Annotated in this window: 24 protein-coding genes; 10 read left to right on the top strand and 14 right to left on the bottom strand. The window is 43.4% G+C overall.

Annotated features, from left to right (window positions below; genetic code table 11):
* Nucleotides 1–70 precede the first annotated feature (70 nt).
* On the top strand, nucleotides 71–2,905 hold the full coding sequence (prsT, locus tag ALT761_RS13315) for an XrtA/PEP-CTERM system TPR-repeat protein PrsT (protein WP_129739374.1): 2,835 nt from the start codon (nucleotides 71–73) through the stop codon (nucleotides 2,903–2,905).
* Nucleotides 2,906–3,009: 104 nt separating this feature from the next.
* On the opposite strand, the gene clpB is transcribed toward prsT, so the two are convergent.
* From clpB to rluD, 3 genes are all read right to left on the bottom strand, one after another.
* Nucleotides 3,010–5,586: an ATP-dependent chaperone ClpB gene (clpB, locus tag ALT761_RS13320; RefSeq protein WP_129739376.1), complete on the bottom strand. Its 2,577-nt coding sequence runs from the start codon at nucleotides 5,584–5,586 to the stop codon at nucleotides 3,010–3,012.
* A gap of 99 nt (nucleotides 5,587–5,685) precedes the next feature.
* A complete protein-coding gene (gene pgeF / locus ALT761_RS13325) occupies nucleotides 5,686–6,420 on the bottom strand; it encodes a peptidoglycan editing factor PgeF (RefSeq protein WP_129739378.1) in 735 nt (244 codons plus the stop codon).
* 58 nt (nucleotides 6,421–6,478) lie between these two features.
* Nucleotides 6,479–7,462 carry a 23S rRNA pseudouridine(1911/1915/1917) synthase RluD gene (rluD, locus tag ALT761_RS13330; protein ID WP_013783383.1) on the bottom strand — a complete coding sequence of 328 codons (984 nt, stop codon included), beginning with the start codon at nucleotides 7,460–7,462 and terminating at the stop codon, nucleotides 6,479–6,481.
* A 168-nt stretch (nucleotides 7,463–7,630) separates the two neighbouring features.
* On the opposite strand from rluD, the gene ALT761_RS13335 reads away from it, so the two are divergent.
* Complete coding sequence (locus ALT761_RS13335; protein ID WP_013783382.1) at nucleotides 7,631–8,398, top strand: outer membrane protein assembly factor BamD; 768 nt, start codon at nucleotides 7,631–7,633, stop codon at nucleotides 8,396–8,398.
* A 106-nt stretch (nucleotides 8,399–8,504) separates the two neighbouring features.
* Here ALT761_RS13335 and ALT761_RS13340 read toward each other — a convergent pair whose 3' ends face one another.
* From ALT761_RS13340 to ALT761_RS13350, 3 genes are all read right to left on the bottom strand, one after another.
* Entirely contained in the window at nucleotides 8,505–9,233 is a 729-nt protein-coding gene (locus ALT761_RS13340) for a ChrR family anti-sigma-E factor (RefSeq protein ID WP_129739380.1), read from the bottom strand.
* Nucleotides 9,226–9,837, bottom strand: coding sequence for a sigma-70 family RNA polymerase sigma factor (locus tag ALT761_RS13345; RefSeq protein ID WP_013783380.1), 612 nt, complete (start codon nucleotides 9,835–9,837; stop codon nucleotides 9,226–9,228). The genes ALT761_RS13340 and ALT761_RS13345 overlap by 8 nt, the downstream gene beginning before the upstream one ends.
* A gap of 129 nt (nucleotides 9,838–9,966) precedes the next feature.
* Nucleotides 9,967–10,542 carry an LON peptidase substrate-binding domain-containing protein gene (locus tag ALT761_RS13350; protein WP_126873470.1) on the bottom strand — a complete coding sequence of 192 codons (576 nt, stop codon included), beginning with the start codon at nucleotides 10,540–10,542 and terminating at the stop codon, nucleotides 9,967–9,969.
* Between the two features lie 288 nt (nucleotides 10,543–10,830).
* Between ALT761_RS13350 and ALT761_RS13355 the strand changes: the two genes are divergently transcribed.
* Genes ALT761_RS13355 through ALT761_RS13375 form a run of 5 tightly spaced genes read left to right on the top strand, consistent with a single transcriptional unit; the run spans nucleotide 10,831 to nucleotide 15,239 of the window.
* A complete protein-coding gene (locus ALT761_RS13355; protein ID WP_129739382.1) occupies nucleotides 10,831–11,256 on the top strand; it encodes a nuclear transport factor 2 family protein in 426 nt (141 codons plus the stop codon).
* On the top strand, nucleotides 11,253–11,972 hold the full coding sequence (locus ALT761_RS13360) for an SDR family NAD(P)-dependent oxidoreductase (RefSeq protein ID WP_129739384.1): 720 nt from the start codon (nucleotides 11,253–11,255) through the stop codon (nucleotides 11,970–11,972). The genes ALT761_RS13355 and ALT761_RS13360 overlap by 4 nt, the downstream gene beginning before the upstream one ends.
* 12 nt (nucleotides 11,973–11,984) lie before the next feature.
* On the top strand, nucleotides 11,985–13,250 hold the full coding sequence (locus ALT761_RS13365) for an NAD(P)/FAD-dependent oxidoreductase (RefSeq protein ID WP_129739386.1): 1,266 nt from the start codon (nucleotides 11,985–11,987) through the stop codon (nucleotides 13,248–13,250).
* Nucleotides 13,250–13,978: a DUF1365 domain-containing protein gene (locus ALT761_RS13370; RefSeq protein ID WP_172602888.1), complete on the top strand. Its 729-nt coding sequence runs from the start codon at nucleotides 13,250–13,252 to the stop codon at nucleotides 13,976–13,978. Before ALT761_RS13365 ends, ALT761_RS13370 begins: the two co-directional genes overlap by 1 nt.
* A gap of 7 nt (nucleotides 13,979–13,985) precedes the next feature.
* On the top strand, nucleotides 13,986–15,239 hold the full coding sequence (locus ALT761_RS13375) for an SAM-dependent methyltransferase (RefSeq protein ID WP_129739390.1): 1,254 nt from the start codon (nucleotides 13,986–13,988) through the stop codon (nucleotides 15,237–15,239).
* A 124-nt stretch (nucleotides 15,240–15,363) separates the two neighbouring features.
* Here the strand turns inward: ALT761_RS13375 and ALT761_RS13380 are convergent, their stop codons facing one another.
* Both ALT761_RS13380 and pomA read right to left on the bottom strand, forming a co-directional pair.
* Nucleotides 15,364–16,293 (bottom strand): flagellar motor protein MotB, encoded by a 930-nt coding sequence (locus ALT761_RS13380; protein WP_013783373.1) that lies wholly within the window; start codon nucleotides 16,291–16,293, stop codon nucleotides 15,364–15,366.
* Nucleotides 16,293–17,057: a flagellar motor protein PomA gene (pomA, locus tag ALT761_RS13385; RefSeq protein ID WP_013783372.1), complete on the bottom strand. Its 765-nt coding sequence runs from the start codon at nucleotides 17,055–17,057 to the stop codon at nucleotides 16,293–16,295. Before pomA ends, ALT761_RS13380 begins: the two co-directional genes overlap by 1 nt.
* A gap of 282 nt (nucleotides 17,058–17,339) precedes the next feature.
* Between pomA and xseB the strand changes: the two genes are divergently transcribed.
* Genes xseB through dxs form a run of 3 tightly spaced genes read left to right on the top strand, consistent with a single transcriptional unit; the run spans nucleotide 17,340 to nucleotide 20,420 of the window.
* On the top strand, nucleotides 17,340–17,591 hold the full coding sequence (xseB, locus tag ALT761_RS13390; protein ID WP_372339273.1) for an exodeoxyribonuclease VII small subunit: 252 nt from the start codon (nucleotides 17,340–17,342) through the stop codon (nucleotides 17,589–17,591).
* Between the two features lie 28 nt (nucleotides 17,592–17,619).
* Nucleotides 17,620–18,510, top strand: coding sequence for a (2E,6E)-farnesyl diphosphate synthase (gene ispA / locus ALT761_RS13395; RefSeq protein WP_129739394.1), 891 nt, complete (start codon nucleotides 17,620–17,622; stop codon nucleotides 18,508–18,510).
* Between the two features lie 32 nt (nucleotides 18,511–18,542).
* Nucleotides 18,543–20,420 (top strand): 1-deoxy-D-xylulose-5-phosphate synthase, encoded by a 1,878-nt coding sequence (gene dxs, locus ALT761_RS13400; RefSeq protein ID WP_129739396.1) that lies wholly within the window; start codon nucleotides 18,543–18,545, stop codon nucleotides 20,418–20,420.
* 113 nt (nucleotides 20,421–20,533) lie between these two features.
* On the opposite strand, the gene ALT761_RS13405 is transcribed toward dxs, so the two are convergent.
* The 6 genes from ALT761_RS13405 to ALT761_RS13430 form a co-directional block, all read right to left on the bottom strand.
* Nucleotides 20,534–21,034 carry a phosphatidylglycerophosphatase A family protein gene (locus ALT761_RS13405; protein WP_129739398.1) on the bottom strand — a complete coding sequence of 167 codons (501 nt, stop codon included), beginning with the start codon at nucleotides 21,032–21,034 and terminating at the stop codon, nucleotides 20,534–20,536.
* Nucleotides 21,035–21,052: 18 nt separating this feature from the next.
* Nucleotides 21,053–22,018, bottom strand: a complete 966-nt coding sequence (gene thiL / locus ALT761_RS13410) for a thiamine-phosphate kinase (protein ID WP_129739400.1) — start codon at nucleotides 22,016–22,018, stop codon at nucleotides 21,053–21,055.
* 46 nt (nucleotides 22,019–22,064) lie between these two features.
* Entirely contained in the window at nucleotides 22,065–22,487 is a 423-nt protein-coding gene (gene nusB / locus ALT761_RS13415; RefSeq protein WP_013783366.1) for a transcription antitermination factor NusB, read from the bottom strand.
* A gap of 13 nt (nucleotides 22,488–22,500) precedes the next feature.
* Nucleotides 22,501–22,974, bottom strand: coding sequence for a 6,7-dimethyl-8-ribityllumazine synthase (ribH, locus tag ALT761_RS13420; RefSeq protein ID WP_013783365.1), 474 nt, complete (start codon nucleotides 22,972–22,974; stop codon nucleotides 22,501–22,503).
* A 302-nt stretch (nucleotides 22,975–23,276) separates the two neighbouring features.
* On the bottom strand, nucleotides 23,277–24,377 hold the full coding sequence (gene ribBA / locus ALT761_RS13425; RefSeq protein WP_013783364.1) for a bifunctional 3,4-dihydroxy-2-butanone-4-phosphate synthase/GTP cyclohydrolase II: 1,101 nt from the start codon (nucleotides 24,375–24,377) through the stop codon (nucleotides 23,277–23,279).
* Between the two features lie 22 nt (nucleotides 24,378–24,399).
* Nucleotides 24,400–25,062, bottom strand: a complete 663-nt coding sequence (locus tag ALT761_RS13430; protein WP_129739402.1) for a riboflavin synthase — start codon at nucleotides 25,060–25,062, stop codon at nucleotides 24,400–24,402.
* Between the last annotated feature and the right edge of the window lie 7 nt (nucleotides 25,063–25,069).

Here is a 25,069-nt window from a genome sequence, read left to right on the forward strand (position 1 = left end):
AAAAAACACGTATCTTTAGAAGGTGGCCTTGGCCACCTTTTTTTATGGCAGTTAGCAGGATAATTTAATAATGAATTTAGGAACTGGACGTTCGCGTATTTGGCGTTCTACATTGGCCTCGGCAATATTAGCATCGGCATTTGCAGGAAATTTTTTAAGCACCGCTCATGCTACGACTTCGGAGGATTATGAAAAGGCACTTACTGCATTTAATGCAGATAAGTATAACGAAACCTATATTCACTTGAAAAATAGCTTAAAAAAAGATCCTGAGAACTTAGCGGCAAAAATCCTAATGGGAAAAATACTTCTCATTAACGGATATTTAAATGCAGCAGAACTTGAGTTTGTAGAAGCAATAGAGATGGGAGCAGACATAAACCTGCTCGCCGAGCCTTTGGGCAATACTTGGCTCTTTCTCAATAAATACACAGACATCGTCAACTTTAATCAAACTAGTAAACTCACCAAGGAAAGCAACCGAGCTTGGCTACAAATACGCGCCACAGCATGTATACGACTAGATGATCTTGCGTGTGCCGAAACTGATTATTCACAAATACTTTCTGATACCCCTAGCTACGTTCCAGCTATTAATGGAATGGCTTCTATTGCGCTTCAAAGAGATAATTTACCATTGGCCAGTAAACTTATTAATGACGCCGAGAATATAGAAAAAGAAAATGCAATTACTTGGCGCTTAAAAGGCCAATTGGCCTATCGCGAGGGAAATACCAAAGCGGCTACTGAATACCTTCAAACCGCACTGTCATTTAACCGTGAAGATCCTATTGCACTTAGGAATCTTGTTGACCTTTATCTACAAGCTAAAGACTATGACCAAGCGAAGCTATTTGTCGATGAAATTATTGAAGATACGCCCAACGACCCCCTCGCCATTTTGTTAAATAGCTGGTTGCAAAGCCGTAATACCGAAACTGCTATCGACAATGAACAGTTACTTCAGCTCAATGAGTTTATGAGTCAATTAGATCCTGAAATAATTGCCTCTCAACCTATGTTGCTGTACATAAGCGGGCTGACAAATTTTTTCAATAACAATATGGAAAAAGCAGCGAAGGACTTCACAAGCTACCTGCAAAATGAACCTGATGACATTCAGGCGGTTATGATGTTATCTCAGGTTTATCTCTCTACGCAACAAGGTAAACAAGCCCTACTTTTGTTAGAACGTTATCAGGATGTATTGCTAGAAAATCCTGATTCGGCACTTATTTTGGGCGATTTGTTTATAAAAGAGAATAAAGCCTTTAAGGCAGAAAGGTTGTTGCAGCAACTAGAAGCACGATACCCTTCGGAAAGTAAATTACAGCTTTTTAAAATCAGATTAATGGCAGCAAGAGGTAAACAGGATAAAGCCTTGGCTATCCTCGAACAAAATTTTGCTAAGTTTAAAGACAGTCCTTCGTATCTTTTCACCTATGCATTAATGAACCTTCAAGCCTCACGTTACGACCAAGCACTTCGCAGTGCGAGCCTACTTGCAGATAAGTTTCCAGAGGATCCTGAAGTTTATAATTTGCAAGCGGGAATTCTTATACGGCAGGGGCAGTTAGTAGAGGCCAAGTCGAGGATTGAAAAAGCATTGGCAATTAACCCCGCGTTATTTCCAGCAAAATTCAATTTGGCTGCTACTGAAAGCAGATTGGGTAACCTAGAAGTATCTTCACAACTCGTTGAAGAATTACTTACTCTGTCACCAAAGCATAACGAAACACTGCTACTTAAAGCACACAATTTGACACGTCTTGGTAGTACACAAGAAGCCAAGCAAATTTACATTGATATACTTACGTTAACCTCGGAAAACATAGCCGCCAAGGAGCGGTTAGTGGCTATTTACCAACGTGAAGGTGATAGTAAAAGCGCTCTTTATCATTTAGATAGACTTATCAAAGATGAATTCGACAACCCTGATTACCTTCTCAGCAAAGCCGGATTATTAATTGCGTTAAAAGATTATGAGAACGCGAAAAAAACGCTAAATATTGTTGAGAACTTTATACAGCAAGACGCCACTAGGTTACTTCGATTGAGTGACCAACTTTTGTTAATAAATGAAGAAGATAGAGCGCTTGCAGCAATGGAAAAGGCACAGTCAGCTGCACCAGAGTCTTCAATTATAGCGCTTGCTCATGTACGCCTTTTATTGAAGTTAGATAAAGTTAATGATGCAAACGAGCTACTGGCGTCTATTGCAACTGCACAGCAGGACAATGCCAATTATTGGTTGCTCAAAGGCAGAGCATTGACAGCTGAAGAACGTGATGAAGAAGCCATTGAAGCTTTTCAACGAGCTCTGAGATTAGATAGAGATTTCGCCCCACCGTTAATCGCTATTTACAACTACGCACTTAATGAGCGCTATGTAGATACGTTCATTGAAGAGTCAGAAGTAATTATCAAGCAAAACCCAAAAAATCTTCTGGCCAAAAGCTTGCTTGCTCAATATCTCTATTTCATTCGTGATTTTGAGGCAGCAACAGCTTTATATATTGAGTTAGTAAAGATACCCGAAACACCCAGCCCAGCACAGGCTTACAACAGGTTAGCTATTATGGCAATGGAAATGGAAACGGAAATTGCCGAGAGTGCTGAAAGCTATATCAGCAAAGCCTATGAACTCGCCCCCTCGTCTTCGAAAATTCTTGATACGTTTGGCTGGTTAAAAGCACAACAAGGGCAATATGAAACCAGCCTTAAACTATTACGCGACGCCTATGCACGTGATGCCAATGATCCTAACATTCGCTATCATTTGGGTTATACATTGGCTAAGTTAGGCAGAATTGAAGAAGCAAAAGAAGAATTAATCTTTGCGGTAAATGTGAAACGACCTTTCTTTAAACGTCCTGAAGCACAAAGCCTGCTCGATAGTCTTTAGCTACGTTCGTTAACCTTTTCTCACGTAGAAAAAAGCCACACTATCTATCAAGATGTGTGGCTTTGTTTTATCTACACAGTCACTACTGCGGCATAGCTAATCAATCACTGGTTTGAAATCACTAGCTTCTCGTTATCCACATCTATTCTGATAACAGAATCTGGCACCAAATCACCAGAAAGTAACTTTTGTGCTAGCGGGTTTTCTATATGAACTTGAATTGCCCGTTTGAGTGGCCGAGCACCATATACTGGGTCGAATCCAGCATCAGCAAGTTTATCCATAGCTGCGCCCGATAAATTAAGCTTATAGCCTTTTTCTACTAACCTGGCACGTAGTGCTGCCAGTTGAATTTTGGCAATAGATTTAATTTCGTCTTTGCCAAGTGGATGGAATACCACAATGTCATCAACTCGGTTGATAAACTCAGGGCGGAAATGTTGCCCTACCACCGACATGACTGACGCTTTCATTTCTTCGTACTGACTTTCTTCATGCTGATTTTGAATGATGTCAGAACCTAAGTTAGACGTCATGATCACCACAGTATTTTTAAAATCTACAGTGCGGCCTTGTCCATCGGTCAAACGGCCGTCGTCTAACACCTGTAGTAAGATATTAAAAACATCAGGATGCGCTTTCTCTACTTCGTCGAGCAAAATAACAGAGTAAGGTTTTCTGCGTACCGCTTCGGTTAAATAGCCGCCTTCTTCATATCCAACATAACCAGGGGGTGCCCCAACTAATCGAGCAACAGAATGACGCTCCATAAATTCCGACATATCAATACGCACCATGGCGTCTTCGGTGTCGAACATGAAACCGGCTAGTGCTTTACATAATTCAGTTTTACCAACCCCTGTTGGGCCTAAAAATAAGAATGAACCGATAGGACGGTTAGGATCCGCAAGACCAGCTCGAGAACGTCTGATTGCATTAGATACAGCCTCAACCGCTTCCCCCTGCCCTACTACACGTTTGTGTAATACATCTTCCATCTTAAGTAATTTATCACGCTCGCCTTCTAGCATTTTAGCGACAGGTATACCTGTCCAGCGGGACAATACATCGGCAATTTCAACATCGGTGACTTTGTTTTTAACTAGCTTAGTTTCTCGGGTTTCATTTTCAGATGCCCGCTCTAGCTTCGCTTCTAACTCAGGAATTCTGCCGTACTGAAGCTCAGACATACGATTTAAATCAGATGCTCTGCGCGCAATCTCTAAATCGAGCTTCGCTTGTTCAAGTGCCGACTTAATAGTTTGGGTGCCTTGCATGGCCTCCTTTTCATCAAGCCACACTTTTTCAAAGTCATTGTATTTTACTTCCGCCTGCTCTCGCTCCAGCTCAATCATTTCTAGTCGTTTATGGCTGGCGTCATCAGTCTCTTTCGCCAGCGCTTGTTCTTCCAGTTTCAATTGAATAATACGGCGCTCTAATCTGTCCATATCTTCAGGTTTTGAATCTATTTGAATACGAATACTTGATGCTGCTTCGTCAATCAAATCGATAGCTTTATCGGGTAGTTGCCTATCACTGATGTAACGGTGCGACAACGTAGCTGCGGCTACAATCGCGGGATCGGTAATATCCACCGAATGGTGTAACTCATACCGTTCTTTCAACCCCCGCAAGATAGCAATGGTGTCTTCTACGCTGGGTTCATCTACCACTACCTTTTGGAATCTGCGTTCAAGAGCGGCGTCTTTTTCAATATATTGGCGGTATTCATCAAGGGTTGTGGCGCCCACACAGTGCAATTCACCTCGGGCTAGCGCGGGTTTTAACATATTCCCCGCATCCATAGCGCCGTCGCCTTTGCCGGCACCAACCATGGTGTGTAATTCGTCGACGAATAAAATAACGCGGCCTTCTTCTTTAGCTAATTCATTGAGTACCGCTTTAAGGCGCTCTTCAAATTCTCCACGGTATTTTGCGCCTGCCACCAGTGCGCCCATATCAAGAGAAAGTACACGCTTATTCTTGAGCCCTTCTGGTACTTCACCGTTAATAATTCGCTGTGCTAAACCTTCAACAATCGCGGTTTTACCGACTCCAGGCTCACCGATTAACACGGGATTATTCTTGGTTCTACGCTGCAAAACTTGCACTGCACGACGAATTTCGTCATCACGACCAATAACGGGGTCGAGTTTGCCTTGTTCTGCGCGTTCAGTTAAATCGGTGGTAAATTTTTCCAGTGCTTGACGTACGTCTTCGGCATTAGGATCGTTTACGGTTTGACCGCCCCGCATAGAATCAATGGCATTTTCAACGTTATCTTTGGTAATGTTAAGCTGCTTTAGAATTTCGCCTAAACGGCCATTGTCTTGAATAGCGGCAAGTACGAAAATTTCAGAGGTAATATATTCATCTTTACGCTGCTGAGCGATTTTGTCGCACAGGTTAAGCAATATGCCACTTTGTTTACTTAGCTGTACATCACCGCCAATGCCATCAACACTAGCAATGCGGTCAACCGCTTCACTTAATGCCGAGCGAAGTGCATTCACATTTACATTTGCTTGGTCAAGTACGGGTCGTACCGAACCACCTTGCTGATTTAGCAAAGCCGTCATTAAATGTACAGGTTCGATGTATTGATGGTCGCGCCCAAGCGCTAAAGATTGAGCATCCGAAATGGCAAGTTGGAACTTATTGGTGAATCTGTCTAATCGCATAGCTAAACCCTAATAATGTCAAAATACCCTATACATTAGTTATGGGAGCTTATTGAATGAGATTCAAGAGAAACGATTAAAGTTTCGTAAACCTTTGATTTAGCGCAAACCTATTACACTTACCATTCTACCGGTAGATGGCTTGCCTTGATGCGTGGCCCTGCGGTGGGAGTAAAACTGTTTTTCATTGCAGTAGGTGCAAAGCTGACTATTAATGACGGTACCCACATTGAGCGATGCTAACTGCTGGGCTGCAATGGCGGGTAAATCCAATTGAAACTTAGTGGGAGCATCACCTTGGCATAATGCTGACGGATAATCTGCGAAGCGTTGTGCTAATGCTGCATCTACTTCATAGCATTGTTGACAAATAGCGGGTCCAATCCAAGCCATTAACTCTGAAGCTTGGCTTGAAAAGTGGTTTACTGTGCTGCTAATAATTTCAGACTCAAGCCCTTTCCATCCGGCATGCACGGCTGCTACTTCTTTACCCGCATTATCACAAATAAGAATAGGTACGCAGTCAGCGGTCATTACCGCACAAAAATGCGTAGTACTCGTGGTATAAGCTGCATCGCCTTCTGTCTCGCTAGAAGGCAACGTAACAACATGGTTACCATGAACTTGGTTTAACCACGTAATAGCATTGGCATAGGGCAAACCTGCACGATTTAATGCCACGGCTTTTTTGTCATCACCCACGTGGTCACCAACATTGCACTGGGCATACTCACCACGACTGGCACCTGGGTTGTCTTGGTTACAGCCACTACCATCGCGGGTAGTGGTGTAAGCAACCACGTTATTAGGGCTATTCCATTGGGGCGTTATCATACCGAGTTCCGAGATGCAGTAACCATTATACGTGATTCAGACATACCAGTTACACTGACTAAATCATATCCTCAGGATTTTCTTTAGAGTCTAGGCGTACCGCCGCTAATAAGTCTTGCATATCTTGCGGCAGTGGCGCTTGCCATGTCATCCATTCTTCCGTTTCTGGATGATATAAAGAAAGCTGAGCTGCGTGTAAAGCCTGACGCTGGAAACCCCGTAAGGTGTTAACAAAGTCATCAGATGCACCTTTGGGTAAGCGAGGTCTTCCACTGTAGGTAGGGTCGCCTAGTAACGGATGCTTAATGTGGGCCATATGCACACGAATTTGGTGGGTCCTGCCTGTTTCCAGCTTTAAGCGCAAATGCGTATAAGCACGAAACTTCTCAATGACACGAAAGTGAGTTACTGCAGGTTTACCATTTTCACGCACGGCCATATGTGTACGCTTAGTTGCATGGCGGCCAATAGGCTCATCCACTACACCACCCGCTACCATAGTACCCATTGCAACGGCCTCATACTCTCGGCTCATGACCCGCGTTTGAAGCTGGTCTACTAGGTGGGTTTGCGCTGGTAAGGTTTTCGCTACTACCATCAAGCCAGTTGTGTCTTTATCTAAACGATGCACTATACCGGCCCGCGGCACTTTATCGATGTCTGGAACATGATTAAGCAATGCGTTTAGCACGGTGCCACTTGGATTGCCCGCACCAGGATGAACCACTAAGTCAGCAGATTTGTTAATGACTAAAATATGTTCATCTTCATAAACAATATCCAATGCGATATCTTGCGCTTGGCTCGTGACCTGAATTTCTATTTCAGCGCTAACAGTCACCACCTCATCCATTTGCATTTTATGGCGTGGTACTGTGATAACCTGTCCATCAACGGACACATTTCCGCCTTGGATCCAAGTTTTTAGCTTAGAACGTGAATATTCAGGGAACAAATCAGCTAAAACCTGATCTAACCGAAGACCAAAGTGCTCAGCCCCTGTGGTTGCTTCTAATTGTAATGTGTTGTCCGACTCTGTCATAACACCGATTATTAAGTGTAAAAAGGGTATTATAACAAGCTTTCAATCGGTACACTGCGTTGTTTACGAATTTGTATGGTTTTTATCATCGCGAGTACGTTAGAATAAGTGAACATGAGCTTAGACAGCGAAGTAATCAATACTGTTTAGCAGGAAAAAAGAACTATTATGAAATCAATTCGATTACTAGCACCTGTGTTATTAGGTGCGATGGTATCTGTCGCAGGCTGTAGTAGCTCCTCCGACGAAGAAGAAAAAGCCGTAATGGCTAATATGGGTGCGCAACAGCTATATAACCGAGCCAAGCAAAGTATGGAAGTAGGTAACTTCAGTGCTGCAGCCCAGACGTTAGGCGCGTTAGACTCTCGCTATCCATTTGGTCCGCTTTCGCACCAAGTACAATTGGACCTTATCTACAGTTACTACAAATCAGGTAAAAGTGATGAGACGTTGGCCACTATCGATAGGTTTATTCGTCTTAATCCAAACCACTCAGATGTTGATTATGCCTACTATATGCGCGGCCTGACCAACATGGAGTCTGACAGTAACCTGTTTCAAGATTTAATGAACATTGATAGGACTGACCGAGATCCTTCGAAATCTCGTCAGGCATTTGAAGATTTCAGACGCTTAATGCAGCAATACCCTGACAGTAAATATGCTGCAGACGCTCGCAAGCGCATGCTTCATATTAAAGACAGGCTTGCACGATATGAAATTGCTATTGCCCGCTTCTACATGCGCAGACACGCTTATGTTGCAGCAGCTAACCGTGGTAGATATGTTATCGAGCACTTCCCTGAAAGTACGCAAATTCAGCAAGCGCTTGAAATCATGGTGTCTAGTTACGAGCAGTTAGGGTTGGACGATTTACGTGGAAATGCAATGAAGACATTGAAGCTAAACTTCCCTGAAAGTGATTTTATTAGCTAAAGATGCTAATAACGTTATCAAAAAAGCGCAGTTCATTATCAACTGCGCTTTTTTTTGATTTTAAACTTTTACAGAGGAAATATTTGGATGCTGCTATTGCGAAAGGTTAGCGAAAGAAAAGATGACTAAAAGGATTGAGAAGGCGCGCTATACCAGAAGTAAAATGCAAAGGCTGATCGACAATAGTAAAAACCAGGCAACCTTGGGTGTTATCTGACCGAGGTGTGTGAGTATTTTGGCCATCCATAAAGATAAAATCGCCGGAGTCGTAGTTGTTAAGCCCGTCACTGAATTCGCCGTTAATGACTAACGTATATTCAGTGCCTCGGTGGGTATGTTCGGGCACACTCCCCCCTTTACCCATATAGATAAAGTTAGCAACACCTTGGCTACCTAAATCTACTGGTGCCTGCCACAACTTCCCTACTAAGCTAGACCAACCTCCTGTCTTCTCTATATATCGCTGAAGTGTTCTTGGAAGGACAAAGTTTCTACCATCAAGCTCAATAGAACCCTTAGCGGCAATGCTAACTTGAGTGCTTTCGCATTGTTTGCGGTTGGACTGCTTTTGATTTTCACCAGTATCCGCTTCGACGGATGATGGCGATTGGGTAATTTGCGCAATCATCGCGCTATAATCAGCTTTAAGATCAACTTGCTTAAAACCATTATCTTCTAGTAATGAACCAGCAAGGCGCTCGGTTTCTTGCTCCACAAACCGCTGACATGTGCTACACATATCACAGTGTGCGGAAACCATCAGCGAAACGGCCGGCGATAAATCCCCGTCCACAAATGAAACAAGTTGTTGAGCACTCGGGTGGAACCTAATCATTACTCTGCAACATACCTTTTAGTCTTTGAAGTGCCAAACGGGTTCTTGATTTAACTGTACCCAAAGGAATATCTAATTCATCAGCGACTTCTTGCTGTGACTTACCATCGATATAAATTGCCTCAATCACTGCTTTTTGTTTTACAGGAAGCGATTCAAACAAATAACCGATTTGTTCTAATGTAACTTGCTCATCAAGAGGTGCTTCGTTTAAATCTGCAGTTTGTTCACACAATACTGGCCATAAATCATCAGAACACACATCTTCTTTTCGGTTTTGAAGCTTACGAAGCATATCAAAACGAATATTTCGAGCAATAGTGAAAATCCACGTAGATGGCGAACCTTTTTCCGCATTAAACAAATGCGCTTTTTGCCACACGTTCGACATGGTGTCTTGGACTAACTCCATAGCAAGGGCTTCGTTACCCATCTGCTTTAAAGCATATGAACGAAGTCTTGGAGCAAAGTAATTAAAAACTCGCGCAAAAGACGCTTTACAACGCTTTTGGGCAACTTCTACTAGGTAATCTGACATCTCAACCGCGCATTCTTTCGGTTTAATCGTACTCTTACTTTGTTCTAAAGGAATTCCAACTAACATAAGGTTTCGTCCGTTTATCCGATTCGATTAATATAGTTTACAAACAAACGATGAAAGAAGTTCGAAAAAATCGCCAAATCCACATTACAATTGTTTAATGGAATTTAAGAAGTTATCTCTTAATTCGTTTTATCGAATTAAAGCACAAAGATAATTAAGTAAGTTCTTGTCACCACCTTTATTAAGAAACTGCTGCTTTTGTCCACCATCAACAGGTAACAATTCAAGCCACCGTCTTAACACCCATGTAGGGTCGTCAAACCGGGTTTCTTCGTAAAGTGATGCTATCTCCGTATACTTCGCAAAAATTTCTTTCAAACGCTCATTTATAGGCGCTAATTGCTGAGGTGATATTTCGCAGTTCCAAGGCGATACAGAACGACAATGGCCTGTACGTAACCCATCTGATTCAACTGCTACATCAGTTACCTCAACTAACTCTAATCCAGCAACCTTTATGCCAAGCAAGCCGTCATCGAGTAAATCGAAGTCGACAACCTTAGCGTAGGTACCAATCGGATAAATATGTTCATTACGGGATTTATCACCTGATGCGTTGAGCATACACATCACAAACCCTTTGTTTTCAGCGCATGCCTGCTTAACCATGCGCGTATATCTGGGTTCGAAAATACGTAATGCCATGCGTCCTTCTGGAAGCAAGTGGGCAGATAATGGAAATAGTGGAATCGGTGTATTACTCATAAACTCTTAACTCTTTTGGTCATAAGCAATTACGCCACTGTGAACAAATTGGATCGCTAGGGAAAAAATTTCACACTTTAGTCTAAGGACAATGATCCTACGCGCCGCTTTATTTGTAGAATGACTATATTAAGAAAACGTTAACTCACTCGGTTACGCTTGGAATAATAGAACGATAATCAAAATAGCGTGTATAGTAGTTACAAACATACTTTATCGAGTATTAGCAATAGTAACAAAGAGTTACATAGCTGTTTTACGTTAGCAAATTAACAAAGTGAAGAAGTAATGACTGTATTAGATAGATTCTCAACCATGTACGCCGATATATGCCAAATCACTTTAGATGACTTATCCGATATATATGCTTCCAACGTTACATTTGTTGACCCTATCACTACCCACCATGGCCTAGATGATGTTCAGAAATATTTTGCGAACTTGCTAGAACAAGCCGAGCGTTGTCAGTTTGACATATCGATGATTGCGCCAGTGAGTAGTAACAGTGTGACCCATATTGTTAACTGGACGATGAACCTCAAACTTAAACAAAGTGATAAGTTGATTACCGTGGATGGGACCACCCAACTAACGGTAAAGGATGACATTATTGTTTATCACAAAGATTATTATGATTTAGGGGAAATGGTATATGAACACATTCCTCTGTTAGGCTTCTTTGTGAAGAAAATTAAAAAGAGGTTAGCGAAATGAAGACATTACTCATTACAGGCGCCACCTCGGGTATTGGCAAAGCCTTAGCACTTCAAGCCGCAGAAAAAGGCTATCAGGTAATTGCATGTGGTAGAAACCAAGATGTTCTAAATGAGCTAGCGTCGAAGCCGAATATTCAGCCGCTTCAATTTGATGTAACTTCTCTTGAGGATGCAAAGCAGGCGCTTCACAACGTAAACTGCGACATTGCTATTTTAAATGCAGGCACTTGTGAATACGTAGACATTGATAAATTCGAGTCAGATATGTTTAGGCGCGTTTTCGAGCCCAACTTCTTTGGGGTGGTTCATTGTGTAGAGGCGCTCATTCCTTCATTAAAGAAAGGGAATAAGCTAGTCATCGTGGATAGTATGGCTCGCCTTCTCCCATTTACCCGTTCTCAGGCTTATGGGGCAAGCAAGGCAGCCCTTCACTATTTTACGAAAAGCTTAGAGGTCGATTTACACGACCGGGGTATAAAGGTTCAAGCGGTATCACCAGGGTTTGTTGAAACCCCACTTACCGACAAAAATGATTTTGATATGCCAATGAAAATTACGGCCACTGAAGCGGCGGAGTCTATGCTTAAAGGTATTGAAACCGACAAGCAAAACGTTTTTTTCCCCCGCATGTTTGGTTTCATCTTAAGGTTTATGCATATTTTACCTGTAGGATTACAAAAAAAATTATCGCTATCAATGCGAGAAAAGCAGTAGAGCACAATAACAATGACAAAAAATGTAGCGATTATTGGGACAGGCATTTCAGGCCTGACTTGCGGGTATTTGTTAAATAAAACGGCTGATATAACGGTTTATGAGGCCAATGATTACATTGGCGGGCACACCGCCACTAAGAAAATCATTGATGATGGCATTGAACGAAATATCGATACCGGTTTCATTGTATTTAATGATTGGACTTACCCCAGATTTATAAAGCTGATGAAGCAACTTGATGTTGCATACCAGCCTACCGAGATGAGCTTTTCTGTTACCAGTAAGAAAGCTAACATCGAGTACAATGGCAATACAATAAACAGTTTATTTGCCCAGCGTCGAAATATATTACGCCCGAGGTTTTGGCGCATTGTACGCGACATTCTGAAGTTTAATAAAGCTTGTAAAGCTTTTGTCGCCGAGAAGCGAGACACTTCTTCAATGACACTTCAAGATGTCATTAACGAGTTAAAATTAAGCGATGACTTTGCGCGCTACTATATTTTGCCCATGTGCGCCGCTATTTGGTCTGCAAGTCTTGCTCAAACTAGGCAGTTCCCGCTGACTTTCTTTCTTCAGTTTTTCAACAACCACGGTTTACTCAACATAAGTGACAGGCCTCAGTGGTATACCATTAAAGGTGGCTCTAGCACTTATATTCCCCCGTTAATTGCCAGTTTTCAAGACAAGATAAAATTATCATGTGGCGTTACTAATGTTAAGAAAGTGGGTGATACGTGGCAGGTTACTGACACATCTGGCGCTCAAGCCATATTTGATCACGTTATTTTTGCTTGTCATAGCGACCAAGCACTAGCAATGCTAGATACCCCCACCGAAGCGCAGCAAGCTGTGTTGGGCGCCATTGGCTTTGCTGAAAACGATGTCGTCATGCACAAAGATACAAACCAACTTCCTAAGCGAAAGCTTGCATGGGCAAGTTGGAATTACCGCTTAAAAGACGATGCTGGCGAGGAGGAAAGACCGGCCTCGGTGACTTATGATATGAATATTCTTCAGCGATTAGACGCGCCCAACACCTACTGCGTTACCCTAAATAACACGGATGAAATTGATACAAGCGCGTTACTGGGTAGTTATCAATACGCGCACCCTCAATTTAGTGAAGTTATGGTGAATGCACAACAGCGCCGAAGCCAAATATGTGGTGTTGATAATCTGCATTTTTGCGGCGCCTACTGGTATAACGGCTTCCATGAAGATGGTGTGCACAGCGCATTAGATGTATGCGAGCGATTTGGAGTTAACCTTTGATGGATAGCGCTATTTATGAAGGAAAGGTGTATCACGAGCGCTTTTCACCTACCCAACATAAGTTCGACTATCATATTTATTTGTTCTGGATAAAATTAAACGAAGTCGATGCATTGCCAGCAGCCTTGAAGCACTTCTCTGTTAATTCTAAAGCAAGAGTGCGCTTTAAACGTGAAGACTATTTAGGTGATAGCGCCACGCCATTAGACCAAAGCGTACTAGAAAAAATGAATAGTTTAAGTGAGGATACCTTAAGCGGTGATGTATATATGCTTGGGCAACTTCGTATGTGGGGAATGTACTTCAGCCCTGTTAATTTTTACTATTTAAAGGGGGAAGACAATTCTTTTACCCATGTATTAGCAGAAGTCAGTAATACCCCTTGGAATGAGCGGCATTATTATTTGGTCGATTTAGCCTTACAAGCAGATACACCGAAAGCATTTCATGTATCGCCGTTTAATCCCATGGACATGACGTACAAATGGCGAATTACGCAACCTAGCCAACGTCTCGCGTTAACGATGGACTGCGTTCGAGGCGATAAAGAATTTAGTGCTGGAATTAATTTAACACGGCTTTCATTAGATAATGCGAATCTAAGTCGAGTTATGAAACGTATACCTAGTATGACCATTAGAACAATGATTGGCATATATTGGCAGGCGCTTAAGTTACTTATAAAGCGAACGCCACTTTATAACCACCCTAAGAAAAGTCAGGAATAATAACTACATGTCTTCCGGTGAATCTGTATTTAGTACCCCTTCAGAAGCGTCTCTTTTAGACAAGGTTTGTAGGCGCGCATTTTTAAAGTGTTTAGAGAAACTTCCACATGGTTCACTTACCATTATGGAAAATGGCAGCAAAATTGCCTCAATGGGTAACCCAAATGACGACTTGCACGCTACGATTAATTTCAAAGACGTAAAGGCGTATCGCCAGTTATTATTAGGCGGTAGCGTGGGTGCAGGTGAAGCCTATATGGATGGCCTGTGGGAAAGTGACAATGTGACGGCAGTTGTACAAATATTTGCGCGTAACCTATCTACCCTTGATGCTTGGGAAAACAAGTTCAAGTGGATTTCCATGCCTATTCTGAAAATTCAGCATTTTGCCCGCCGCAATACACAAGACCAAGCCAAGAAAAATATTGAAGCCCATTACGATTTGGGTAATAAGCTTTACACTCGTTTTCTTGATAACACTATGATGTATTCATCGGCTATTTATCCTGATGTGAACGCCAGTTTAGAAGAAGCGCAAAATCACAAACTTAAAACAATTTGTGACAAGCTTCAGTTAACAGAAAGTGACCATCTTTTAGAAATTGGCACTGGCTGGGGTGGTTTAGCGGTATATGCAGCCAAGCATTATGGTTGTAAAGTGACCACCACCACTATCTCTGAAGAACAATATGCGTGGGCAGAGCAGTGGATTGAGCGCGCACAAGTGTCTGACAAAGTCACTTTACTGAAAAAAGACTATCGCTTGCTAGAAGGTAAATACGACAAGCTGGTTTCAATTGAAATGATTGAAGCTGTAGGAAAAGATTACTTAGGTAACTTTTTTGAGAAGTGTTCTTTGTTGCTGAAAGACGATGGGCTAATGTTGCTACAATCCATCACTATTGATGATAGACGTTACGAAAGTTACGCCAGCAGTGTGGACTTCATTCAAAAATATATTTTCCCTGGTGGATTCCTTCCCTCACAGTATCAGTTAAACGCTCATTTAAAGCGCTATAGCGACATGATGATTAGAGACCTGCATGATATCGGGTTAGATTACGCCCAAACCCTTAATCATTGGTACGAAGCCTTTGTTAGCGCCAAAGAAGCGCTACTCAACGACGGTTACGATGAACGTTTCATGCGTATGTGGATTTACTATTTAAAATACTGTGAAGGCGGTTTTTTAGAAAGAACCATTAGCACTGTGCAATTGGTAATATCTAAGCCACATCACAGGGAGGCCCTGCAACGTTAGTTGCCTATAAAAAACAACGCTAGTTGCCTATAAAACACAACGCTAGTTGCGTCTAGGACAACTTCAAACGAAAAGGGCGAATCATTTGATTCGCCCTTTTTGATTTTGTATTTTGCTTAGCAACCTATTCATCAACCACTGATATAGGTTGAGAAGTCATTGGTTTACCTTGATTGATATTAATCTCTACCCGTCGGTTTCGTGCTCTATCCGCCGGCGTTGTCGCATCTTCCACCATAGGGTCGGTATCGGCCTTGCCGACTACAGACATTCTGCTTTCATCGAACCCCGGCGCTGTTCGCATGGCTTCAGCTACGGCTACGGCACGCTGAGACGATAAATCCCAATTAGAACGATAGAGTTCATTAGCAATGTGTTGTCCGTCACTGTGCCCTGAAATTTCTATTTCCCCTGGAACGTCTGCTAATAACACACCAATTTTGCGTAAAATAGGCTGAAACTGAGGTTGTAAAAATGCAGAACCGGCAGAAAATGAACCGTTCTCTCTAATGCGAATAGTCAACTGCTGACCTAAAGATTCTAATTCTACTGCGCCATCGAGAATTTGCTTTTGTAACTGCTGCGCTACTTTTTTCATTAACTCAGCAGTTTGTGTTTGATCTGAACTTTGCGACTCCGAGGACGACTGATCGGTGGCGGTTTGTTGTGACTGCCCCCCTCGCTGCTCACCCCTTTGCTTCTGCCTACCGCCGGATGAATCTTCGTCACCCGCTTGGAACTCTAGCATCTGCTGAGTCATTTCGATTGTTTGTTGCTGAATAGTGTCGATGGGCGACGGATCTGGACGACCGGGCCTAAACTCCATCGCTATAACACTCGTGCCTTTTGGGATGTCTTTCACTTCAATTTTGTTTTGCACACCAAAGGCAAACTTCATTGAGCCGGCGATTTGCTTGAACTTCAGTACATCCATTTCTGAAAATGAGAGCAACAGTACGAAAAAGCACATGAGCAACGACATCAAATCAGCAAAGGTCCCCATCCATGCAGGAAGCCCCTCGGGAGGACATTTTGGGCACTCTTCTTCAGCCATTATTCGTCCTCAGCGCCTGTACCGCGTTTACTCGCCGCCAGATAGTTTTTCAATATACCTTCGATAACACGCGGGTTTTGCCCATCGGCAATCCCTACAATGCCATCGAGCACTAACATTTGGTTAAGCTTTTCTTCTTGTGCGCGGTTTCCGAGCTTTACCGCCATGGGTAGACAAATAATGTTGGCAAGAAATGCACCATACAAGGTGGTTAATAGTGCTACCGCCATTGCTGGCCCAATTGATTTGGGATCATCCATGTTAGAAAGCATGGCCACAAGACCAATCAGCGTTCCAATCATTCCCATTGCTGGTGCGATATCACCCATGCCTTTAAAAATGGTGGCACCAAACTCGTGTCGCTCGGTGGTCATGGAGATATCTTTCGCTAAGGTTTCTCTGACCACTTCTATGTCGTGGCCATCAACCAACATGTCTACGCCTTTTTGCATAAACGGATTGTCTATTTCAGCTTCTTCTAAGGCAAGAAAACCGCCTTTACGCGCTGCATCTGCCATCTCAACAATTTTTTCAATAAGATCTTCAGGCGTATCAATCTTAAACATGAATGCTTTGCCTGCAATTTTACCTGCACCAAAGAACTGCCCTAAAGTGTATTGGGATAAAATAACGAAAAGGGTGCCACCAAATACAATCAAGATAGACGGTACGTTGATGAACATGGCTATACTGCCACCCATAACCATGGCCATTACTACAAAGCCGATGGCGCCCAACATACCTATGACGGTTGCTAAATCCACTCACTCTTCCTCATTTTTTGCAGACGCTGCATAACTATTACTCGTATTCTATCGGCATTGTATAGAATTTCTATAACAAGATTATCGCAAATTGCCTTAATTATTGTATACATAATGACGTTAGTCGAACTTTAGGCGGTAGTTTTTAATACACAGACCTTATTCATAATGCGTAATCATAGATAGCTGCTATTGGGCATATATTGACAAACCATTTGACCCATTGGCTACCCTCAGTTAATGTGCGCGTAATCCAAAAAACGCCTAAAAATGAGTGCGATTGTGACGAAAGTGACGAAAAAGACAGATTCTCCCTCGTTTGAGGAAACCCTTACCGAATTAGATGCAATCGTTAATGAGATGGAAAACGGTGAGTTGCCATTGAACGTTGCACTAGAAAAATTCGAGCGAGGCATTGCCCTTTCCCGCGAAGGTCAGAAATCGTTAGAGCAAGCCGAGCAAAAAGTTAAAATTTTGCTTAATGAGCAAGGCGAAAGCGCATTACACCCTCTTCCTGAAGACGAGCAACCTTAAGCCTCGTGTCGCAACAAACAGGTATAGTATGAATTTCACTGCATTGCATCAGCAAGTTAAGCAGCAGACCGATGCGTCGTTAAATACGCTTATTGATGACCTTCCCCACGACGCGCCGCGGCTTAAAGAAGCAATGCGTCACGCGTTGTTGGTGGGCGGTAAACGCATGCGACCTTTACTGGTTCAAGTTATCGGCAACACCCTGGATGTGCCTAAAGGCGATCAAATGGCTATCAGTATGGCCATTGAGTGTGTGCACGCTTACTCGCTTGTACATGATGACTTACCAGCCATGGACGATGACGATTTGCGTCGCGGCCAGCCGACTTGTCATATTGCATTCGATGAAGCCACCGCAATATTAGCTGGTGATGCATTGCAAGCGCTTGCTTTTAGCACGTTGGCAGATGCGCCTTTAAGTGATTTCGCAACCAATAAACGTGGCGAGTTACTTTCTGTGTTAGCCCGCGCCGCTGGCTATCGCGGTATGTGTGGCGGGCAAGCAATCGATTTAACCAGCACGGGTGAAGAAATAAGCCTTGAGCAGCTCAAACGACTGCACAATTTAAAAACCGGCGCCCTACTTCGTGCATGTGTTGAAATGGTATCGATTGTTTCTCAAGACCTTGATAGCAACAGTAAAGCAGACTTATTAGCCTATGCCGATGATATTGGTCTTGCATTTCAAGTCCAAGATGACATTCTTGACGTAGAAGGTAATAGTGAGCAATTAGGAAAGCCAGCAGGCTCTGACATTGCTTTGGGTAAGAATACCTTTCCTGCCAAACTTGGCATTGAAGGTGCAAAACGAGAACTTGATAAGCTGCATCAGAATGCCCTTCAAGCCTTGGCTCGTTTACCCTACAATACAGACAGTTTAATTGCGTTTAGCGAACTATTGGTAAAACGAGACCATTAGTTCTGCAACCATGTTGAAAAAGATAATAAATAATGAGTTTAGACCTCCAACATTACCCCACGCTTGCTATTGCGCAAACGCCGGATAAGTTAAGACAGTTACCGCAAGAGAAATTGCGTGAGTTGTCAGATGAATTACGAGAATATTTACTAAATAGTGTAAGCCAAACCAGTGGACATTTTGCGTCGGGCTTAGGCACGGTCGAGCTTACTGTGGCCTTACATTATATTTATAACACGCCTATCGACAGATTGATTTGGGATGTGGGTCATCAGGCCTACCCCCATAAAATTCTTACGGGTCGCGCTAAGCAAATGTCGACGATTCGACAAAAAGACGGCTTACATCCCTTCCCTTGGCCTCCTGAGAGCGACTACGACACTTTTGCTGTAGGCCATTCGTCTACGTCTATCAGTGCTGCACTTGGCATGGCTGTTGCCGCCGAGCAAGAAGGCAAAAACCGTAAAGTGGTTGCCGTAATTGGTGATGGTGCGATTACCGCGGGCATGGCATTTGAAGCGATGAACCATGCTGGTGACATCAATAAAGATATGGTTGTGGTGTTAAACGACAACGAAATGTCTATTTCTGAAAACGTAGGTGCGCTTAATAGTCACCTAGCTCGCTTATTAACGGGTAATGTTTTTAACTCTATTCGTGACGGTTCTAAGAAGCTATTAAGCAATGTGCCGCCTATCAAAGAATTCGCAAGTCGCGCAGAAGAGCACCTTAAAGGTATGGTAGTGCCCGGCACAATCTTTGAAGAGCTTGGCTTTAATTACATAGGCCCTATTGATGGCCATGATGTAGATGCCGTTGTAGATACCTTGCGTAATATGCGCAAATTTAAAGGTCCGCAACTGCTTCACGTGGTCACTAAGAAAGGTAAAGGGTACGCCCTTGCTGAAAAAGACCCGATTAAATTCCACGCGGTGCCTAAATTTAATCCTGCCGATAACGCATTACCAAAAGCGAAGCCTTCAGCGCCTACTTTTTCTGCTATTTTTGGCGATTGGTTGTGCGATATGGCAGCGCAAGATCCTAAATTGATGGCGGTAACGCCTGCCATGCGTGAAGGTTCAGGCATGGTCGCGTTTTCGCAGCAATACCCTGATCAGTATTTCGATGTCGCCATTGCAGAACAACATGCGGTTACCTTTGCTGCGGGCTTAGCCAAAGACGGGTGTAACTCAGTAGTAGCGATTTATTCGACCTTTTTGCAGCGCGCGTACGATCAACTTATTCACGATGTGGCGTTGCAAGACTTGCCTGTTTTATTTGCCGTTGACCGAGCCGGTATTGTGGGGGCTGATGGCCCTACTCACCAAGGTGCGTTTGATATTGCCTTTTTGCGCTGCATACCAAATATGATTGTGATGGCGCCGTCTGATGAAAATGAATGCAGACAAATGCTTTACACAGGTCATAAAGCACAAAAACCTGCGGCGGTACGCTACCCTCGAGGCTCTGGAATGGGCATTACTCCCGACACCGCAATGACCGAGTTACCTATTGGTAAATCGAAGATTAGCCGCGCTATTACCGGCAAGCCATCGAAAAAAGCAGCTATATTGAATTTTGGCACACTCTTACCTAATGCATTGGCAGCTGCCGAAGCTATTGATGCTACGGTTATTGATATGCGCTTTGTAAAGCCACTGGATGGCCAGGCTATTGAGAAAGCGGCTGCAGAACACGATATGCTTATTACTTTAGAAGATGGGTGTATAGCCGGCGGTGCAGGCTCTGGTGTGCTTGAATACTTGCAACAGCAAGGCATTATGAAACCTGTTCGTACGTTAGGGCTTCCAGACAGCTTTGTTTTACAAGGTACGCAACAAGAAATGTACAAAGAGCATGGACTTGATATCGAAGGTATTACCTCCACACTTAAAAGCTTACTGAGCTAGCGGTTTGCTTTCTCACTCGCTCAATAGCGTTAAAAACAAAAAGCCCGCATTTGCGGGCTTTTTAATATGTACAATTTTTTACGTATTATTGCACGAACTTACCGTCGTCCAATTTAAAACAAGGTGGTAAATGCCGGCCACATTATCATCATGATATGTAAACACGCACACGCCATAGCCCCAGCCACAATGTCATCAAGCATAATGCCTGTACCGCCGTGTAAGCGCTTGTCGATAGGCCCTATTGGCCACGGTTTTAAAATATCGAATATGCGAAACAGCACAAATCCTGCTAGCAAAGACGGTGCAGTAATAGGTACAAATAAGAAGGTAATAAACATACCTGCCACTTCGTCCCACACTATAGAACCGTGATCATGCACCTGCATATCATCAGCGGTTTTCCCGCACAAATAAATACCAAAAATAGAGGCGAAAACAGTGAAAGCGATAAATACCATCACTGGCATATTTGCCGACAATATAAGTAGTGGTATTGCTGCCGCAGAACCAAAGGTCCCAGGCATTAAGGGGATAAGGCCACTACCAAAACCAAGTGCTAAAAAGTGCACTGGATTTTTCATGCTAATTCTAGCGCGATATTCTTTTTGCATAAAATGCTCTATTAGCTTCTAGAAAGTATGTTCGTAGCCATTTTCATTGGTTGGCGTAAACGGCTGATTATCTTTAAGCAAAGACAACTGCCCCACCTGCCCAGTAAGCTGACCAATACAGGTGGCTTTCACACTACTACCGCCCATTGAGGTTTCAAAGTTACCTCGCTGTTCTTCGCCTACGGTAAAGATGAGCTCATAGTCGTCGCCTGCTGACAGTGCATATTCAATCGCTTGAGCATTATCTACGGCGCTGGTTAACGCTCTCGATAAAGGAAGCTTATCAACATGTACATTGGCACCACAGCCTGATGCTTTCAAAATGTGGCCTAAATCAGAGATTAATCCATCAGACACATCAATACATGAGGAAGCAATACGACGAAGTGCCGTACCCATTGCTACTCTAGGCGTAGGGTAATAATGACGATTAATAAGCACATCTCGTGCTTCACCGGCCACATTAAGTTTATTCTGCAGAATATCCAAACCAGCACCTGCATCGCCTAAGGTGCCTGTAACATAAACCCAATCACCGGGTTTTGCATTACTGCGGGTCAGTTCGGAACCGGGTGGTATAAACCCTTGCGCCGTAATGGTCATTGCCATTGGGCCCTTAACGGTATCGCCACCAATTAACTGCACAGAATAATATTGTGTAAGCTCGTACAAACCATCTACGAACTCGCTAAGCCATTTATCATTCACTGTTGGCAACGACAGCGATAAGCTGATCCAAGCAGGTTCAGCGCCCATGGCAGCTAAATCGCTTAAATTCACCGCTACGGTTTTATACGCCACTGACTTTGCCGGCGCATCTTCTAAGAAGTGCACTCCAGCTACCAAGGTGTCTGTAGTAACAGCAAGTTGTTGGTTACTAGGAACGTTAGTTACGGCACAATCATCGCCAATACCAATAACAACGTCTTTACGAGTATGGCCGCCATCAGAGAAGTAACGGCCGATAAGATCAAATTCTTTCACGATAGTCTATTAAACCCTTTGTGACATCCAATGCCACTGGACAAGGTTAATCGCGTTCGTCTTTACGCAACGAGCGAACCGCTTTATCAAGCGCACCATTGATGAATTTATGACTTTCTTCGGCCCCAAAAGACTTCGCAAGTTCAATCGCTTCATTAATAATTACGCGATAAGGCACATCCTTACGCTCTGTAAGTTCCAGTGTCGCAATGCGTAAAATAGCCTTTTCGATTGCATCTAGTTCTTCAGGCAAACGACCTAGGTACGGCTTAATAGTCGTATCTAAGTGGCTAGCGCTATGCGCCACACCGCGAAGCAGTGCCTGAAAATAAGCCATATCAACTTTCTTCATATCGTTACTGGTCGCAAGCGCCAGTTCAATTTGTTGAATATCGTTATGACTCATTTGCCATGAATAGATGCCTTGAAGGGCAAGTTCACGGGCTTTACGACGAGCTGAAACTTTCACTTAATTTTTTACCTTAAAGCTTTTCAACAGCATCGATAACGTTAACCATCTCAAGCGCACCTAAGGCTGCTTCAGCGCCTTTGTTGCCTGCTTTGGTTCCAGAACGCTCGATAGCCTGTTCAATAGAATCTGTTGTGATAACGCCAAAAGATACCGGTACACCGTATTCTAGCGATACTTGCGCTAGGCCTTTGTTACATTCGCCTGCAACAAAGTCAAAATGAGGTGTGCCGCCACGAATTACCGCACCTAGTGCAATAATGGCGTCGAAAGATTTTTTCTCAGCAAGTTTCTTAGCAACAATAGGCAACTCATAAGCACCTGGAACACGAACCACTGTGATATCGTCTTCGTTCACTTCGCCGTGACGGTCTAATGTGTCTAATGCGCCTTCCAATAAGCTCTCAACAACAAAGCTATTAAAGCGTGCAACAACAATAGCAATCTTCTTACCGGTCGCTCTGATATTACCTTCAACTACTTGCATGATTTCATTCCTCGAGAAAAACGGCGCGAAGTATACCACAACTACGCCCAAACTAAATCGATTGTTTTTGTTACTGGCTGACAAGTCCGTTAGCCCGAATAACAAACGGCAAGGTGGGGATAGGGCTCCGTAAACACGCGGTAAATACTTCCCTGTACGCTCCGCCACCGCATCCATGCGGTGGAGGGTTTACTGCGCCCTTTCCCCACCTTTCCTATAAATTACTTACGTAAATTGCATTAGCTTGTGGTAATGACTTTTCGTGAACAGAGCCTTACCAAGAGCTTCTGATTTACCACCACTTAATCGTGTACGTACTCAACCACTTCTAAGCCATAGCCTGATAAGGCATGGTACTTAATTGGCTTGCTTAGTAAGCGCATTTTTTGAACGCCAATAGACGCTAAAATTTGGCTACCTACACCAATAGTACGTGACGAGCCCTGCCAATCAGCCCCCGTTGGACGCTCGCCTCTATCTTCTGCAGCAAAGCGGCGAACCTGTTGTTCAATTTGCTCATCTTTACCAAGCAATACCAGAACACCGCCTTCATCAGCAATTTTTTGCATACCTTCAGATAAGGTAAGCGAACGATGAATACCACGAGTAGAACCCAGCAAATCACTGAAGGTATTATGCAAATGCACGCGAACTAATGTTGGATTTTCGGCGCTAACTTCACCTTTCTTCAAAGCAAAGTGTAGCTGATTATCAATACTGTCTTTAAAAGTATGAAGCTCGAAATCACCATATTCTGTAGGCAGGTTGCACTGAGCAACTTTTTCAATGGTAGTTTCGTTTAGATTTCTGTACTCGATTAAATCGGCAATGGTGCCAATTTTAAGGTCGTGCTTTTCGGCGAACTTCTCAAGCTCGGGGCGACGTGCCATTGAGCCGTCTTCATTTAAGATTTCAACGATAACACCGGCCGGCTCTAACCCTGCTAAGCGCGGCAAATCGACTCCCGCTTCGGTATGCCCTGCGCGGTTTAATACGCCGCCTTCTTTAGCAATTAGCGGGAAAATATGCCCTGGCTGCACAATATCGGTAGCTTTTGCTTCTTTAGCAACAGCGGCTTTAATCGTTACAGCACGGTCAGCTGCGGAAATACCAGTAGTAACACCTGTTGCGGCTTCAATCGATACGGTGAAGTTAGTCGAAAACTGCGCTTCGTTTTTATCCACCATTAACGGAAGATTAAGGCGTCTGCAGCGTGCTTCGGTCATCGGCAGGCAAACTAAACCTCTGGCGTGCGTTACCATAAAGTTAATGGCTTCTGGCGTGACATGTTCTGCTGCCATAATAAGATCGCCTTCGTTTTCACGATCTTCATCATCCATCAAGATAACCATTTTACCTTGACGAATGTCTTCAATAATTTCTTTCGAGGTGTTAAATGCCATAGTTTTTATACTTCTTGTAGGGTTACTTTCTCAAAAATCCGTTCTCAGCCAAAAACGCCATATCAATGTCTTTTGATATTGGTGACGCTGCTTTATCACCCATCATTAAGCGTTCAAGATAACGTGCTATTACATCTACTTCTAAATTTACGGCGGTGCCTACTTCGTAATTTCCCATCACCGTTTCTTTCAACGTATGAGGAATTATCCATAGCATAAACTCAGCACCGTTGACTTCATTCACTGTAAGGCTCACACCATCAACAGTGATGCTGCCCTTATGAGCAATGTACTTGGCTAAAGATGTAGGTGCTTTTACCCAAAATTCAACATAGTCGGTGTGTTTTATAATTTTACTGATCTCGCCCACGCCATCGACGTGACCCGAAACAATGTGTCCGCCCAGCCGGTCAGTGGGTCGCATTGCCTTTTCAAGGTTCACAGTAGAACCCGTACCATAATGGGCAAATCCGGTAAGTTTTATGGTTTCAGCCGACACATCAGCGCAATAATAATCGCTACCCATATCAGTGACGGTAAGGCATACCCCATTGGTAGCAATACTATCGCCAAGCGCTACATCGGTCATATCCAGTGTAGTTGATGAAACCGTTAACCGTATGTCACTACCTCGGTTATCGAGTTTGGTAATCTTGCCTAAAGCTTGAATAATTCCAGTAAACATAATGTTC

Source organism: Alteromonas sp. 76-1, from assembly GCF_900654235.1.
GTDB classification, from domain to species: Bacteria; Pseudomonadota; Gammaproteobacteria; order Enterobacterales; family Alteromonadaceae; genus Alteromonas; species Alteromonas naphthalenivorans.